The organism is Planctobacterium marinum (assembly GCF_036322805.1).
GTDB classification, from domain to species: Bacteria; Pseudomonadota; Gammaproteobacteria; order Enterobacterales; family Alteromonadaceae; genus Planctobacterium; species Planctobacterium marinum_A.
On sequence record NZ_AP027272.1, the window covers coordinates 578,247 to 594,087 of the forward strand.

Annotated in this window: 15 protein-coding genes; 5 read left to right on the forward strand and 10 right to left on the reverse strand. The window is 47.1% G+C overall.

The window, feature by feature from the left end; all coding sequences use genetic code 11:
- Window positions 1-4: 4 nt before the first annotated feature.
- The 4 genes from AABA75_RS02530 to AABA75_RS02545 all read right to left on the reverse strand — a co-directional run bounded on the left by AABA75_RS02530 (window position 5) and on the right by AABA75_RS02545 (window position 2,669).
- The gene (locus AABA75_RS02530) at window positions 5-382 is read right to left on the reverse strand and encodes a VOC family protein (RefSeq protein WP_338290882.1); all 378 of its coding nucleotides are present in this window, start codon (window positions 380-382) and stop codon (window positions 5-7) included.
- A gap of 87 nt (window positions 383-469) precedes the next feature.
- On the reverse strand, window positions 470-1,108 hold the full coding sequence (crp, locus tag AABA75_RS02535) for a cAMP-activated global transcriptional regulator CRP (RefSeq protein ID WP_338290884.1): 639 nt from the start codon (window positions 1,106-1,108) through the stop codon (window positions 470-472).
- Between the two features lie 295 nt (window positions 1,109-1,403).
- Window positions 1,404-2,042 (reverse strand): SprT family zinc-dependent metalloprotease, encoded by a 639-nt coding sequence (locus tag AABA75_RS02540; RefSeq protein WP_338290886.1) that lies wholly within the window; start codon window positions 2,040-2,042, stop codon window positions 1,404-1,406.
- A gap of 144 nt (window positions 2,043-2,186) precedes the next feature.
- A complete protein-coding gene (locus tag AABA75_RS02545) occupies window positions 2,187-2,669 on the reverse strand; it encodes a DUF3085 domain-containing protein (RefSeq protein WP_338290888.1) in 483 nt (160 codons plus the stop codon).
- 368 nt (window positions 2,670-3,037) lie between these two features.
- Here AABA75_RS02545 and hemN point away from each other — a divergent pair, with 368 nt between their 5' ends.
- Window positions 3,038-4,414, forward strand: coding sequence for an oxygen-independent coproporphyrinogen III oxidase (gene hemN / locus AABA75_RS02550; protein WP_338290890.1), 1,377 nt, complete (start codon window positions 3,038-3,040; stop codon window positions 4,412-4,414).
- A gap of 260 nt (window positions 4,415-4,674) precedes the next feature.
- Window positions 4,675-5,199 carry an adenylate kinase gene (locus AABA75_RS02555; RefSeq protein ID WP_338290891.1) on the forward strand — a complete coding sequence of 175 codons (525 nt, stop codon included), beginning with the start codon at window positions 4,675-4,677 and terminating at the stop codon, window positions 5,197-5,199.
- Between the two features lie 42 nt (window positions 5,200-5,241).
- Here the strand turns inward: AABA75_RS02555 and AABA75_RS02560 are convergent, their stop codons facing one another.
- The 3 genes from AABA75_RS02560 to AABA75_RS02570 form a co-directional block, all read right to left on the reverse strand.
- On the reverse strand, window positions 5,242-6,702 hold the full coding sequence (locus tag AABA75_RS02560; RefSeq protein WP_338290892.1) for a sugar porter family MFS transporter: 1,461 nt from the start codon (window positions 6,700-6,702) through the stop codon (window positions 5,242-5,244).
- A gap of 107 nt (window positions 6,703-6,809) precedes the next feature.
- Complete coding sequence (locus AABA75_RS02565; RefSeq protein WP_338290893.1) at window positions 6,810-7,862, reverse strand: FecR family protein; 1,053 nt, start codon at window positions 7,860-7,862, stop codon at window positions 6,810-6,812.
- Window positions 7,859-8,416, reverse strand: coding sequence for an RNA polymerase sigma factor (locus tag AABA75_RS02570; protein WP_338290894.1), 558 nt, complete (start codon window positions 8,414-8,416; stop codon window positions 7,859-7,861). Before AABA75_RS02570 ends, AABA75_RS02565 begins: the two co-directional genes overlap by 4 nt.
- A gap of 183 nt (window positions 8,417-8,599) precedes the next feature.
- Between AABA75_RS02570 and AABA75_RS02575 the strand changes: the two genes are divergently transcribed.
- From AABA75_RS02575 to AABA75_RS02585, 3 genes are all read left to right on the forward strand, one after another.
- Window positions 8,600-9,487, forward strand: coding sequence for a diguanylate cyclase (locus AABA75_RS02575; RefSeq protein ID WP_338290895.1), 888 nt, complete (start codon window positions 8,600-8,602; stop codon window positions 9,485-9,487).
- Window positions 9,488-9,571: 84 nt separating this feature from the next.
- On the forward strand, window positions 9,572-12,259 hold the full coding sequence (locus tag AABA75_RS02580; protein ID WP_338290897.1) for a TonB-dependent receptor: 2,688 nt from the start codon (window positions 9,572-9,574) through the stop codon (window positions 12,257-12,259).
- Window positions 12,260-12,310: 51 nt separating this feature from the next.
- Entirely contained in the window at window positions 12,311-12,700 is a 390-nt protein-coding gene (locus AABA75_RS02585; protein WP_338290898.1) for a hypothetical protein, read from the forward strand.
- 30 nt (window positions 12,701-12,730) lie between these two features.
- Here the strand turns inward: AABA75_RS02585 and AABA75_RS02590 are convergent, their stop codons facing one another.
- From AABA75_RS02590 to AABA75_RS02600, 3 genes are read right to left on the reverse strand one after another with little or no spacing between them, the layout of a single operon-like run.
- A complete protein-coding gene (locus tag AABA75_RS02590; protein ID WP_338290899.1) occupies window positions 12,731-13,465 on the reverse strand; it encodes a DUF6445 family protein in 735 nt (244 codons plus the stop codon).
- A 27-nt stretch (window positions 13,466-13,492) separates the two neighbouring features.
- Window positions 13,493-14,257, reverse strand: coding sequence for a SapC family protein (locus AABA75_RS02595; RefSeq protein ID WP_338290900.1), 765 nt, complete (start codon window positions 14,255-14,257; stop codon window positions 13,493-13,495).
- A 21-nt stretch (window positions 14,258-14,278) separates the two neighbouring features.
- Window positions 14,279-15,826, reverse strand: a complete 1,548-nt coding sequence (locus tag AABA75_RS02600) for a tryptophan halogenase family protein (protein ID WP_338290901.1) — start codon at window positions 15,824-15,826, stop codon at window positions 14,279-14,281.
- Window positions 15,827-15,841: the final 15 nt, after the last annotated feature.

The window sequence follows — 15,841 nt, forward strand, 5'->3', positions numbered from 1 at the left end:
TTCCCTATTGTTCTAGATACTGTATAGCAGAAAGTGGCGCGCCTTGCGGATCTTGAAATACGATAAATTTACCTACGCCTGGTATGTCAGTTGGAGGCGTAAGTAGCTTACCGCCTAAGGCTTCCACCTGCTCTGCCGTCGCCTGAATATCGTTTACCGTCACATACTGACCCCAACCCGGTGCTATTATTTGATGGGGCTTTGCCATGATACCGGCAATCTTTTCGCCATCTTGAGAGGCGACATAATAGTTATCGCCGCCCATATCCATGACATCAAATTGCCAGCCAAATAAGCCACTGTAAAATTCGGTAGCTTGCTCGGGAGAGGTGGTCATTAATTCTGACCAGGAAAAGTGGTTAGGTTGAAATGAATTGCTCATCAGGTATCTCCAGTTTAGTGCAAAGTTTCAATACACTGACGAACCGGTTGAGCTAATTTCGACACTCGAATTAAAAAAATCCGATATTTATTGCAGCACGACTATGCTGTGCCCTTCAAAGGTGACCAATCCTTGCTCTTCGAGACTTTTGAGTACTTTACCCACCATTTCTCGCGTACAGCCGACGTGCCGGCTGAGTTCCTGGCGCGTAATCTTGAGCATAATGCCATCGGGATGGGTAATGGCATCCGGTTGGTTGATTAAATCCAGCAGGCATCCAGCAACTCGACCTGTGACATCCAAAAAGGCCAGATCTGTGACTTTTTTGGAGGTTTTGCGTAAACGGGCCGTTAGTTGCTTGGAAATCGCCATGAGAATATCGGGGCGGCTACGGGCCAGTATTTCAAATTTGTCGTAGGCAATTTCAGCGATCTGACACACGGTACGGGTTCTAATTGTGGCACTGCGTTCGGACTTGTCGTCAAACAACCCCATCTCACCAAAGAAAGAGCCTTGGTTCAGGTATGCCAATACAATATCTTTATCGTCCTCATGCTGACGAATAACCGATACGGAGCCCTTAAGCAAAAAATACAGCTTTTGAGTGTGTTCACCCTGGCGCACAATCACCGAGTGGCGGCGATATTCTTTGACTGTACAGTGTGTTAAAAAATTATCCAGAAATTCCACGTCTTTTACATCATATTGGTTATTTAAATCAGACACTTAAGCAATCCCGTAAGTTAAAGTTTGGGCACAATAAGTTGTCACTCGAGTGCATCTTGCCACCCGATCTTGCGCGATACCTATTCAACAGTATGGCGTAAAACCCGGATTTTGCCTGAGAACTTCCGGCAATAGCCTGCTGCAAACACAGTTATCGCATTAGATAACTCTGTATAGCCCATCATACCCATGTGTTTTGTTTATCGGCAATGGAAAATCAGGCAGAACAGACAGGATTGTGGCTTAGTTCACATTAATCAGATATTTCAGGTAATAAACTTGTTGTAGATTTTCGCTAAGGAAACGTTCGGTTTTTTAGTTTCAGGTCTGCATCTCGCCAGTTTGGCAAGAAGCTATCCATTAACTGATAAAAGCGCTTATTGTGGGAGGCTTCCAAAAGGTGAGTTAATTCGTGAACCAGCACCATTTCAGTACACTCTTTGGGGTAATGAGCCAATTTTAAACTAAGCCAGATACGTCGCTTGGTGACATTGCAACTGCCCCACTTGGTTTTCATATTCTTTACATTCCAGAAAGCCACCTCAACATTCATTGTTGTTTGCCATTGGGGTAGTAAGGTCTGTATGAGGTGCTTTAACTCATCGCGCCAAATTTGTTGCTGCAATAGATTTGCAGCATCAAGGTTTTCGGGGAGTCGAGGCAAGTAGACTTTCGATCCGCTGTGGCAGGTTTCATATTTTCGCTTCGCTGGCGGTATTGCTTCAAAGGCGTAGTACTGCCCCCATAAATGCATACCCTGTGTAGGGCTTGTGGCAGTAATTTGTTGCCGGATGCTTGCCAGTCGTTGCTGCTGTTGCGTAATCCAGTTGAGTCTTTGATTCAAAAATTCAGTAACTTGTGCATCCGTTACCTGATAGGGGCAGCTGACCATGAGTTGCCCGTCTTGCTGCACTTTCAGGCGAACAGATTGCATTGTTTTGCGCGTAACCTGGATACACTGTTCTTGCCAGAGGAGCTGAGTTTTTTGGTGATTTTTTGCCTTTTGAAAGCGAAAAAGAGGCATCAGGAGCAAGAGGTGCAGCAAGCAGCGCCAGCAATCTGGCGCTGTTTGTGGTATTTATGCAGCAGATTGGCTTTGATGGCCAATTTCTACCACCAGGGTATCGGATTTCGAGCGAATTGCTGCGACAACGTCGGCAATAGGGACAATTTGGTTGATCTCACCCGGTGCGATTTGGCGGGTATATTTAGCCCAGTCGTCATCAGTAATGGGGTTACAACCTTTCGCAAACGCGATAGCACCGCGTCTGAATGGCGTTAATTCGTTTTTCAGGTTGTTACAGATATAAAGCCCCTTGTCGTTTTTCATGATCAGCGCTCTAGGGATTTTACTGGTGATAATACGGCTGGTATCAGGTCGGAATTTTTCTTCCGCTGCTTCCGCTTGAGCCCGGGTACGTCCATATTCATCCAGAATAATGCCATCCGGATACAGGCTTTCCATAAAAATGTGCTCGAAGGTTGGGTATAACACCACATCTCCCTGAAGCTCACGCATCAGGTTGTTGATATCAGATAAATTAAAGACAGCTGCCGCCATTGCAACACTATTCCTGTATAAAACTGCTAAATCAGGTTCAGAATTCAAAACTTTTGTTTTGTCATCTGAGCGTCATAATTTGGATCGCAGATTGTAGCGAATTGCGCCTGAAAATCACGCAATTTTTATAGAAAATATTTATCTTTTTACATGCTTTTTTATGTGCATATTTTGTTTTTGAAACAAATGTTAAGTGGGTTTAATATTTACCCGTGAAATTGTGTTGGCAGGTTTCCCTCGAGATATCAGATTTTTACCTGCTAATATTGGATAGTTTGATTTAGATTAAGCTTCGTAAACGACCTTACTGATATCTTGCAGCCTCTGTTTTCTCGTTTTTCAGATGGCGTTTTAAAAAGGTGGATGCGATGCAAGGTCAACACGAAGGACTATTTAACCAGTCAATGCTCGATAAATATGGTATGTCCGGGCCTCGTTACACTTCTTATCCCACCGCATTGGAATTTAACACTGAGTTCACTGACAGAGAGTTTCGCAAGGCGGCATTGCTGGCGGCCAATCCTGAACTGGCTATCTATATCCATGTGCCTTTCTGCCATAGCCTTTGTTATTACTGTGGTTGTAACAAAATCATCACTCGGAATCGGGACAAGATTGCGCAATATGTAGATTATTTGAAAAAAGAAATAATCTTGCGCTCAGAATTGTTTAAAAATCATCATGTAATACAGATTCATTTTGGTGGTGGTACGCCGGGAATGCTGTCTTTGGAGGAAGTTAAAGACATTCTGTCGACAATTAAAAGCCATTATAAACTGGATGAGTTACCAGAAATTAGTCTGGAGATTGACCCTCGGGAAACCACTGTTGAATACATCAGTGGATTGGCGTTTCTGGGGGTAAATAGAATCAGTATGGGGGTGCAGGATACCGACAAGCAGGTGCAAATTGCCATCAATCGGATTCAACCTACAGAGCTGGTGTCCCGTTTAAGCGCGGGCGCAAAAACAGCCGGTATCAAGTCCATTAACCTGGATCTGGTGTATGGCTTGCCATTGCAAACCTCGCCAGGTTTTGAGCAAACCATCGAGGATGTATTAAACATTAATCCCGATAGAATTTCCTTATTTAACTATGCTCATATGCCGCAGAAATTTGCAGCGCAGCGCAAAATTAAAGACAGCTGGTTGCCCGGTCCGGAAGACAAGTTAAAGCTGATGCGTCTTGCCATTGAGCGCTTCACTGAGGCCGGATACCGGATGATTGGCATCGATCATTTTGCTAAGCCCGATGATGAGCTGGCCATTGCCCTTGATGAGAAGCGTCTTGGACGTAATTTTCAAGGCTATACCACTTTGCAATATACTGATTTAGTGGGTTTTGGCGTTAGTGCCATTAGCTCTGTCTGTAATGTTTATAGCCAAAACAGCAAAAATCCCGTGGACTATTATCAAATGCTGGATGAACAACAGCACGCGATTGAGCGAGGCTTGGTAAAGTCTGAGGAAGATCAGCTGCGAGGGTATATTATTACCCATTTGATGACTAATTTGCGCCTCGATGTTGAAGATGTGGAAGAGTTATTTGAAGTGAGCTTTGCTGAGCACTTTAAAACGGAACTGGTCTTGTTAAAGACATTCGAAGAGGACAATCTCATCAAGATGACGGAACAAGCCATTATAGTGAACCCAGATTCGCGCTTATTGCTGCGCAGTATTTGTATGGTGTTTGATCAATACATGGCAAAACACAAAGCCGCCCAGCGATTTTCCAAAGTAGTCTAATTGGTACAACTACCGCAGGGCAACGTTTCAGTGCTGTAACACCCTGAAACATTATTGATTCTGTGGAGGGCAGTTAGCCGTTGACATTGTTTGGCGGCTGCAAGACTATGGAAAACATGACTACTATTGAATCGTTACCGATAGCTCGAATTATCATCATCATTCCTTAGGAATGGTGGGATTTGTGCTGTCTAACATATCAAACCCGCCTTGAAGGCGGGTTTTTTGTTTCCGCTTTTGGGCAACATGGAGGAAGCAAGATGAAAAAAATCGCCATCATTGGTAAACCTGCAAGCGGTAAATCCACCCTCAGCAAAAAGTTAGCTGCGGCTACGGGGATCAAGTTACACGCCTTGGATTCAATTTTGTATCAGGCCAATGGTGCGGAAATTGAACGCGCCGACTATGAGGCGATTCATCAAGATATCATTGCTGCGCGAGAGTGGATCATCGAGGGATTTGGGCCTATGAATTCCTTGCACTCCTTTAACAAACGATTAGAAGCTGCCGATACAGTAATTTATATTGATTTACCTTACACAACGACTTATTGGCTGGTGACAAAACGCTTTTTGAAAGGATTGTTTAAAAAACCAGAAGGTTGGCCCGAAGGGAGCTCGATTTGGCATGGGACTTTACAAAGCTACAAGGTGTTAAAGCTTTGCCCCAAATTCTGGAATGCACAATTTTTGCAAAGGCTGGAAACGCTAACCAGCGACAAAACATTGCATGTCATCCGGTCCGTGGCACAGTTGGATAACTTTGTGGCAACTCACGTTAAATAAAGGACCCCAAAGGGTCCCTCTGTGTGTGGTTGTCAATCGTTATTACATTTCTTCAAGGCGTCTACCGCGGGTTTCTTTAACGTAGCGATGCACAAAGAATAAGCTGATAAGGGCGCTGGAGGCATACAAGCCATAAGCACCACCCAAGCCGGTTTGGGTGAGCAGGATGGGGAAGGTCATGGTCACCAGGAAATTAGCCAGCCACTGCGCACTGGCGGCTAATGCCAGTGCCGCGCCGCGAATACGGTTATTAAACATTTCCCCCAGTAACACCCAGACCACCGGGCCCCAGCTCATGCCAAAAAATACGATGTAGAGATTTGCCGCCACCAGAGCGAAGGTGCCATTGGCGTCGGTCAAGGCAAGTTTTCCGGCTTCGTCCAGGCCTGCAGTACTGAACAGGTAGGTAAGAATGGAAAGCATAATGGCCATACCAGTACTACCGATAAGCAACAGGGGTTTACGGCCGATTTTATCTATCAGCGCAATGGCGATAAAGGTAGAGGCAACATTGGTGACTCCCCCTAAGACATTGATAAACAGTGATTGTGATTCGTCAAATCCGGCTGCTTGCCATAGCTCCGCACCGTAATAAAACACCACATTAATCCCCACAAATTGCTGGAATACTGACAGGGCGACCCCTACCCAGATAATGGGATGAATTTTGCGGCTTCCTTCAATAAACAGGTCCCGCAATGCAGGTTTGTGATCGCTCTTTAGTGAGCGTTTGATTTCATCGATTTGGGCGGTCGCAACGCCGGGTGCGATGCGTTCGAATACGCCTTTGGCTTTGTTGTCTTCACCTTGCGCCACCAAAAAGCGCGGTGATTCCGGGATCAATAACACACCGATAAAAAACAGCGTAGCGGGAATGATCTCCATCCAGAACATCCAGCGCCAGGAATCAATCCCCAACCAACCTGCCTCACTGGCCCCGCCAGTATAAGAGGCAATAGTAAAATTACTTAAAAATGCGGCGAATAGCCCCAAAACAATCGCCATCTGTTGCAAAGTGGCTAAGCGACCGCGCAAACTTGCTGGAGCCACTTCAGAAATATAGGCAGGCGCTAGTACAGAGGCTGCTCCCACGCCCAAGCCGCCCAATAAGCGGTAAAAGATAAATTCCGGAGAACTCTCGGCAATGCCCGAGCCGAATGCACTGACCGCAAAAATGATCGCGGTAATTATCATTACGGGTTTACGACCGACTTTATCGGCGATGGGACCCGCCAAAAGTGCACCCAGTGCACAGCCGAGTAAAACCGAGGCTACATTGAATCCGGTGGCCACATCGTTGGCGTTGAACGCTTTTTCCAGAGCACCAACCGTACCGTTGATAACACCTGAGTCAAAGCCAAATAAGAAGCCACCAATGGCGGCGACCGCAGAAATAAAGATTACGTAAGCAACGGAAACAGCTTGCTCCTCTGCAGCTGCGATTTGTGCAGCCGGGGCGACACTGTCCTGTGTCGAATTGTTTTTATTATTGTGTTCTGCCATGTTTTGGTTCTCGGGTTGATGTCAAGAAAGCGGTTTCTTAAGGACAATAACACAGTTTATTAAATAAACTGTGTTATCTACTGGTGTGACCAGATGCTGTTGCGCCATTAACTGCCCTGGCGCAACAGGATACGATTGTCAGCAGCGCGTTGATGCTGGATATCAAAGTTTTGTTGCAAGGCGCTTAAAAAGCCCGATAAGTCATTGGTTTTAAACAGGCCCGCCACTTGAATTTGATTGAGCTGTGGGTTGGTCAGTTCGAATTTTACTGCATTGTAACGACTTACTTCGGCTAACACCTGTGCCAGTGGTTCACCGCGAAATACCAGATTGCCTTGTTGCCAGGATAGTGCCGCGTCTATTTCTGAGCTGGCTACCGATTCTATGACCAGCGCTTGCTCACTGAGCAGCGTTTTTTGTCCTTGCTCCAATGCAGGCAAGCTATCTTTTAATCTTATCTGTTGGGGTTGCAGAGGGTTGTCATTGTTTTCAGTTTGTTTGCCGACCCGCACCTTGCCTTCTGTCACAATCAGCTCAACCTGGTCGGTGAGCAACTCCACATTAAAAGCGGTGCCCACGGCTTGAATAATTTGTCCTGCCGCATACACACTCAAGGGCTTCTGTTTATCATGTGCCACCTGCACATGCACCTCACCTCGATACAACTCAATTACCCGTTGTTGTGCTGTAAAGGTGACCTTTACCGAGGTGTTGGTATTGATGGCCAGTTGGCTGCCATCAGACAAGGTAACTTTTTTGGAATCCCCGGTGCCAGTTTCAAAGCGCTGTTCTGACAGCACCACCAGCTCATCCTCTACCAGGAAACCCAAATCCGAGCTATTCCAGATAAAAGCCAGCAATCCCGCCAATAAGAAAAATGAAGCTGCGATGGCATGAGGGCCGCGACTTTGTTGTTTAACCGGAGGTTCGGGAAACAGCGACTTTAACCTTTCCAGTGCCGCCATGTTGTCCCACAGTTTCGCCATTTTGAATAACATTTCGCGGTGCTGTTCATCGGCCTGAAGCCAGTTTTTGAGGGCCTGCTCTTCATCGCTTTTTAAACCACGGTCCATTTTGGCAATCCAGTCAGCAGTGACATCCAACACTTCTGTTTCATTTGCCTTGCGAGCAGCTTCAATGGAAATCACATTGTCCTTCATCGGGATTTTCCTCCCTTGGTGAATTCGGTTTCCGTGGCTTCAGCATTTTGCTGTTTTTGCATAACGTAGAGCATACTGCGTTTCATTCCCTGAGCGATGTGTTTTTCGATAGTACTTTCACTAATATTCATCATTTTTGCTATTTCCTTTTGGGAATAGCCGTACACCTTTTTCAAGACAAACACTTTGCGGCAAGTGACAGGGAGTTGGCGAACTGCTTCGCAAAAATGACCAAATTCCTGATCGCTCACCACAGTTTGTAAGGTGTTATCGACCGTTTGTTCCAATAATACGCTGTCTAAACTGTCTTCGGGGCAGTCAGTCAGACGCGTTTCCGCTCTTTTTAAATGATCCAGAGCGAGGTTTTTGGCGGTACGGTACAAAAAAGACTTGGGCTCAGAGATCGACTTAGGCTTTTCAACCTGACAAAGTCGAACATAGGTTTCTTGTACAATATCTTCCACCTCTTTAGGTGGCACCAGACGCGATACCATGCGTGACAGGCCATTTCTGGCCGCCATATAAGCATCGTGAATTGTAGAGTCTAATGGCATTGTGTTCTGTTCTTGATTGCAATCACTGAGTAAAACGAAACACAAACTAAAATCCGCCAGTAGCCCCGCAAAAATTTTTTAAATTTTTTCTGGGGGATTTCCAAATCTGATTCGTCCCATCATTAATTTAACATATTTATAACAAATCCGATGCTGAGCATCGAAGTAAATGGTCATTCTCAGATGTTCAAAAATAACGCCTTTATTCTTTCTACTGTCTGCGTCCTGCTATTCTTAGTTGGTCTGCTGATTAATGTTCAAGCCAGCACCATTATTCACCCCAAATCCAATGACCCGAAAGAGAACCTGATCGCGGAAATTCTGAAACTGGCATTGAGTAAATCCGCCAATGGTGATTCCTACAGCTTTCAGCCCTTGCCCAACGCGCAAACCGAAGGACGCTCTATGGAAATGCTCAAGGAAGGCAGCATGTCGGTGATGTGGGCAGGGACCCAAATACAGTATGAGCAAACCTTACTGCCGGTGCGTATTCCGGTGTTAAAAGGCATGTTGGGACATCGCATTTTTATCATTCGACAAGGCGAAGAATCGCGTTTTTCCAACATAGATAGTTTGTCGGATCTGCAGCGTTTTCCCGTCGGACAGGGACGCTTTTGGGGAGATACTGTGGTACTGCAACACGCGGGTTTAAATGTTGTCACACCGGTAAAGTACGCCAGCTTATTTCCCATGCTAGAAGGCGGGCGCTTTGATTTGTTTCCCAGGGCCATTCACGAGCCTTGGAGTGAAGTGGCCGCAAGACCAGAACTTAATCTGACCATCGAGCCTCGGGTATTATTAATTTATCCTTTTGCTATGTACTATTTTGTGGCCCCAGATAATCGCGCACTGGCCAGCGATATTCAGCAGGGCTTTATGCGTGCTATTGAAGATGGCTCCTACGATCAGTTGTTTTATGCTCACCCCATGATAAAAGATGCGTTAAGCTTTGCTCGGCTGGATGAGAGAGTGGTGATCCGCCTGGAAAACCCGAATATGAGTGCACAAACGCCACTAGACGACAAGCGTCTGTGGCTTAATATAGAAGACATGAAAGAGATAAATCTATGAACGACCTCGAGACTCAAGGCGCTGCTATTGCCGCCTTGTCAATAAATCCCGCGGCGGGCGTCGTTGCCTATAGCGGTGATTTGTTTGTTCAGGCTTTATCTTTTTGAATTGCCTATGGTGCAGCGCGCTTATCAATCCATTCGAAGTGGTTTTCCTATGAAGCTGGTGGCTTCGGCATTGCTACTGATCACTGCGCCTGCCATTGCCACCGAGCAAGAGGAGCTGCGCCGCTTTCAGATTGAGAGTAAACCCGCTGATGAGGCGTTAATCGAATTTGCCTCGCAAGGTAATCTCACGGTGGTATTTCCTTATTCGCTGGTTAAGGATATCCAGGCTAATGCCCTGCAGGGCTATTTGCCGGCCTCTGACGCCATTACCCGTTTGTTAGCCGATACGCGTTTGCAGGCACAAATCAGTGAAGATAATCAGATCATCGTTAGCGAAAAGCCGCAAGTGCCGCCTGAGCCGCAATCGCTGTTTGAACGTTTTATCGACTTTGTGCGCGGCGATGACAATCTCATCAAAATAGAACCGGCCAAAGCGATCAGTCCTTATGAACACATTATGGTACGGGGTTATCGGGCCAGTATCCGCGAGTCTCAAAACATCAAGCGCGAATCAGATGTGGTGCTGGATAACATTCAGGCGGTGGAGATTGGAAAGCTGCCGGATCAAAATCTCGCTGAATCCCTGCAACGCATTGCCGGTGTCGCGATTGATAGAGCGGAAGGTGAGGGGCAATTTGTTACGGTTCGTGGGTTTGGCCCGGAATTTAATCGGGTATTGCTCAATGGCCGTCAGATGGCAACGGATAACCTCGGGCGCGAGTTCAGTTTTGATACTCTCGCATCGGAAATTGTCAGTGGCGTCAACGTGTACAAAACCCAAAATGCGCAGCAGCAATCTGGCAGTATCGGGGCAACCATTGATGTGCAAACGGCAAGGCCGCTTTCTATTCCCCATTTTCAGTTTGTGGGCAGTGTTAAGGGCTTATATGACCGCAATAGTCGTGATTTTTCACCGCAATATTCCGCGCTCATATCTAACACCTGGCACAACAATCGATTTGGCGCGCTATTGGCGTTTAACGAACAGCAGCGGGATGCCCGTATTGATGAAGCGCAAATCGATGGTTGGCTGGTAAACACCAATATTCCTGCAGAGCAAATAAGTAATCCGTCAGATAACATTTTTGTACCGCGTAATTACGATCAGCGCGTGCGTTTTGATGAACGCAGGCGCACCGGCACCACCTTGGTTTTACAGTATCGACCAGACGACACCCTGGAGTTGGTGGCTGATGCGCTACATACCCGTTTAGATGTCAGCACCAACGCTACTTCGATGGGGCACTGGTTTACCTCCAGTAACCTGGAACAGGTGAGTATGGATGAGCAGGGCACCGCAGTCTCATTTGTACAAAACATCGGCCATGCCACAGATTTTCATGCCCGGACCTTTGACAGACCTGCCAAAATCGATGCCGTGGGGCTCAATGTGGACTGGCAACCCGAGAGTGCTTTTGCCTGGGAGTTGGATTGGTCGCTCTCACGTGCTGAGATCGCTGATACGGAGGGGGCAGCCAATGCGCTCTCGCTGATTGGCTATTTGAATCGTTCCCGGTTTGCCCTGCAAGAGGGCTACCTGTTACCGCGCATTGACGGCTTTGAATCGGCTGAACCTAACGTGGTGGATGCCAATGGTTTTCCTTCTGGGGTGAGTCATTATCTCGACCCGAGCAATGGAAGAGCCCATGTGATGCTGCGGCGTGGTTGGCATATTCAGGATGAGGTGCAGCAATTTCGCATTGATGGCAATTGGGATGATGCCTTCGCTCAACCCTTTTATCTGGACTTTGGTTACCAGTTTACCGAGCAAATGAAAACGAATACCCGCTATGACAACGAGGCCAATGCTCGCCATTGCCAGTATTGTGGTTACTTCGATACGCCTGACATTCCTGATGATTTTCAGAGCGTCTTCAGTGCCGGGGAAGATTTTCTCAGTGGTGTTTCTGGTCATCATTGGATACCCAAGCAGTGGTTGCGCCACGATAGTGAGCCGTTATTTAGCTTTCTTGAAAGCTATGGTAATAGCGACTTGGGTGTGGCAAAACGCGGTAGTTCTTTCGCGGTAACAGAACAAATAAATGCGGCTTATGTGGATTTTGTGTTGAATCAACCTTTGCTGAACAAGCCGTTTACCTTGCATGCCGGGCTGCGCTTTGAGCATACTAAGGTGCATATCGCCGGTTTCATTGAGCAGTTACAGCGCCTCGATATTCTGGATCAAACAGAGCTGGGGCCCGTCACCGGATCGCTGCAACCAGTAACTTTTGAAAATCGTTATCGCAATTGGTTGCCTTCTCTCAACGCCAAATGGGAACTGAGCGATGAGCTCACCAGTCGTTTCGCCTGGTCGCGCTCACTAACCCGGCCCACCATCTCACAATTGTCACCGGGAGTTACTCTTAATACCACGCGCCAGGGGGGCGATTTGCGAGCCAGCTCTGGCAATACTCAGTTGCACCCCTTCGAATCTGAAAATCTGGATATTGCACTGGAATACTACTACCAGCAAAGCAGCTATTTGTCTTTGGGCTTTTTTGTTAAGCGGGTTAGTAACTTTATTACTACTCAATCCAACACGGTGGTGTTTGGTGATGTAACCGATCCCAGTACTGGCGATGATCCGGCGGCTCCAGATAATAACGATAGTCTGGCGGAATTCGATTTGGTGCAACCGCAAAATGGCGAGCAGGCCAAAGTGTAGGGCATTGAACTGAGCATCAGTCATCAGTTTGGCGAAAGTGGCTTTAGTATCTTGGGCAATACCACCATGGTGGACAGTAATGCCGAGCTGGATCGCAATGACGTCAGCAATAAATTTGCCCTGACGGGTTTAAGCGATGCTTCGAACCTGGTGTTGTTTTACGAAAAGGGCCGTTGGCAATGGCGCCTGGCCTGGAATCGGCGGGAGAGCTTTTTGCAATCGCTGGTACAGCGTCAAAGCTCAGAGCCCACCTTTGTGGCACCTTATCAGCAAGTGGATATGAGCATGAGCTTTGATATTAATCCTAATATATCGTTGTTTATAGAGGGAATTAACCTCAGTAACGAAGTGGTGCACAAACACGGTCGCTATGCCAATCAACTATTGTTGATACAGGACACAGGCACTCGATACTCCTTCGGTATTCGCGGTAAATTGTAGTCATTTGTCTCTAATTGCGTGCAAATTCGACTATCCTGCATCTATCTGCAGGGCCAGATTAGCAGTAAGTCTACCTTGCTCAGGAAGGCTTGAGAGAGCGAAATCGGGATTGATAATACCCGAGTGCAGCAAATTACAAGGGTACACTATCGCCCTGTTGAATCGTGCCGCAACCCGGTGGTACTCCTGAAACAGATCTGTGCTGCCCTGAATGTATTGTAAGGCGGGTAAACCTTGAGTGGTGGCCTGGGTGCCTAAGGTCTTCATATAGTGATTTTGATTTTGCGCGCTAATGCTGCAATAGCCTGTTTTTCGGTGCTGAAAAAATCCAGTCCCGCCATGGTCTTGTTGAAACAAATAATGCACAACGGCGAATTTATTGGCACAAGTATCGTCAAAATGGGGAATGCACTGGATGGGCTTTAAGGATTTTTCCGCCTGATTAGCCACTGAAAAAGCCGAAAATACGCATTTTGCATCTGAGTGTGTTAGGCCCAATATCGCCCTGAGTTTTTCACTCAGGGTAGTACTCATGGCATCAATGTATTGTTGCGGCAAAGGGGCACGCACACCGGGGTAAAAATCCCCACTATCTCGCTCAAACGTCGCCTGGCAAGCTGCATTAACCAAACTCTCTGGCGAAGATAAACAGTCATCAATCACCAGCAGCGGTGCTGCCAGGGATTCCCCTTCGACAGCATTCTCTGGTGCAATCCAGTGTAATTGCACTTTGGCTTGTGGATTAAACAGCATCGGCTCTGGCATCAGGTTTTTTGTTCCCCACCTTTTTTACTAGTCTTGCCCGGCGGCTTTAAACCAACTTTGTGCCTGATTCAGGCGCTGATTTTTCTTATCAATCAGATTGTAGATTTGCCCGGTGGAATGCACCATGGCATAAATAGCTGAGAGATAACCGGCTTGTTGCAACTCAGCCAAAGTATCGTTATCCAGTGCGTCCAGCTTGTCTTCATCAATAGTGTAAAGGCCATTAACTTTGGTGCTGCTGTTGTCTGCAAACTGGATTTGTAGCGACATGGCGGTGAGTAACCCCAGCTCCAATAATCGTGCAATAAATTGTTGCGTGAGCTGTTCACCTTGCAACAATGTCATTAAATCCCGTTGCTGGTTTTGCAGGTACTGACTTGGCTGCCCTTGTGCATCAAACAGGGCTTCACCTTTGTTGCCCACAGCCGGATGGGCTTCGTTGATGCACATTACTGGCTCTTTTGCTGAATTGGGCTCCTGCCCCGAACCAGTCTCCTGCTGCCCCAAGAAAAACGGCTGACGTGTCACCTGTAGCGGTACATAAATGCCTTGCCATGCCCCTTGCTGCCAGAACAGATTTTCTCCCTGTTCAAAGCCTAACAGGGCGGAACACATAAACTGTCCTGTTTCGCCGCTTTTTGAAAATACGATGGGGTAGTGCACCAGTAACTTGCGAAACTCGGACAGCACTACGGGTATCATATGCAATTCACTGGCTTGCTGTTCCACCTTGCTTTTATCAATACGAACCTGCTGATGTGTCTGGCGACTTAGCGCGACAAGTTTCGACATGGTTAACTCCTTAAAACTCGGTTAAATGGCCTGCAGGCCGTATTGTTTAATTTTATTTAAAATGTCGCGATTATGCGGCAATCGAGATAAAACTTGCTGGATATTGCGCTGATTGATGCTGAACTGTTGTTCGGCCATCTGGCGTGTATTGGCGCTTAAATAGCGATGCTGAAATTCGCTTTTAAAACCCATTCCATACAAAATGTATTGGTAACTGGCAGCCGGAAATACCTCATTATTACTGGTAAAATCGTGATCCTGAGGAGGATGATAGCGCCATAATTGCATCAGCTCCTGCAACGAATCCGGCACGCTTTGTGGATTGCGGTGGTCCTGCCAGAAAGCATTGTCGTTGCGTTGATTTAACAGGTAATGCAGTTTCAGGAAATCCACAATGCGATCCCAGCGATAGAGAAAGGTTTCATTGAAACGCTTGGCGATCACGGCCATCACTTCATTATTTGCCGGCATTTGCTCGGCAATCATGGTGGCCGACATTTCTACCAGCACCAGAGCGGAGGCCTCTAATGGCTCCAGAAAGCCCGCGGATAACCCGACCGCCACCACATTGTTATGCCAAAACTGCTGGCGATGTCCGCAGTGGATAGGAATTTTGCGCACCTTCAGGTTATCAAACTGCGGCCCGACATAGCTTGCCAGTTCTTGCATGGCTTGAGCTTCAGTGCAGTGCTCACTGGAATACACATAACCTACACCGCGCCGTGTTTGCAGACCGATATCCCAAATCCAGCCAGCAGATTGTGCAGTGGAAATGGTATGGCTGGCAATTGGCGAGTCTTCCTGTTCGTAGGGTACCTGTACCGCCAGTGCGGTATCCGAAAAGAGTATATTACTGCGATCCACAAAAGGGACTTTCAGGTGTTTGCCTAATAGCAGCGACTGAAAACCCGTACAATCGACAAATAAATCTCCAGAGATTTCGCCCGCCTGTTGTGTGAGCAGAGACTGGATGTAACCATTGGCGTGGTTTTTGATATCTACGACATCCGCCTGAATGTGCTTAACACCAAGTTTCTCGGTGCAATGGTGGGTGAGTAGCTTAGTAAATTTACCTGCATCAAGGTGGTAGGCGTAATTGGCTACTGCTGCGTATTCCGGGGTTTGCAGGGTTTTGGGAGCCAGACCGTGCTCACAGATACTCTCCTGGTAACACACTGACTCTGAAAAGGATTGCCCCGATTGGCTTTGCTGCCAATGGGGCACCAAATCGCATTGATTAAAGCCTTGCGGCAATACTAGAGGGTGATAATAAAAATCGTCGCTTTGGCCGGTTACCCAACGACAAAATTTGGCGCCTTGCTTAAAACTGGCTTCGCATTCGCGAATAAATTCAGTTTCGCTAATACCCAGTTTTAACAGGGTATCCCGCATGGTAGGCCAGGTGCCCTCGCCGACGCCGATGGTAGGTATGTTAGGAGACTCTACCAAAGTTACCTGTATTGCGCCTGCTTGTTTACTGTGATGGTGAGCAGCGATACGGCCTGCGGTAAGCCAACCAGCAGCGCCGCCACCTACCACCACTACCTGTCTGATATCTTGTTTGTTCATGATCTCAATGCGCGT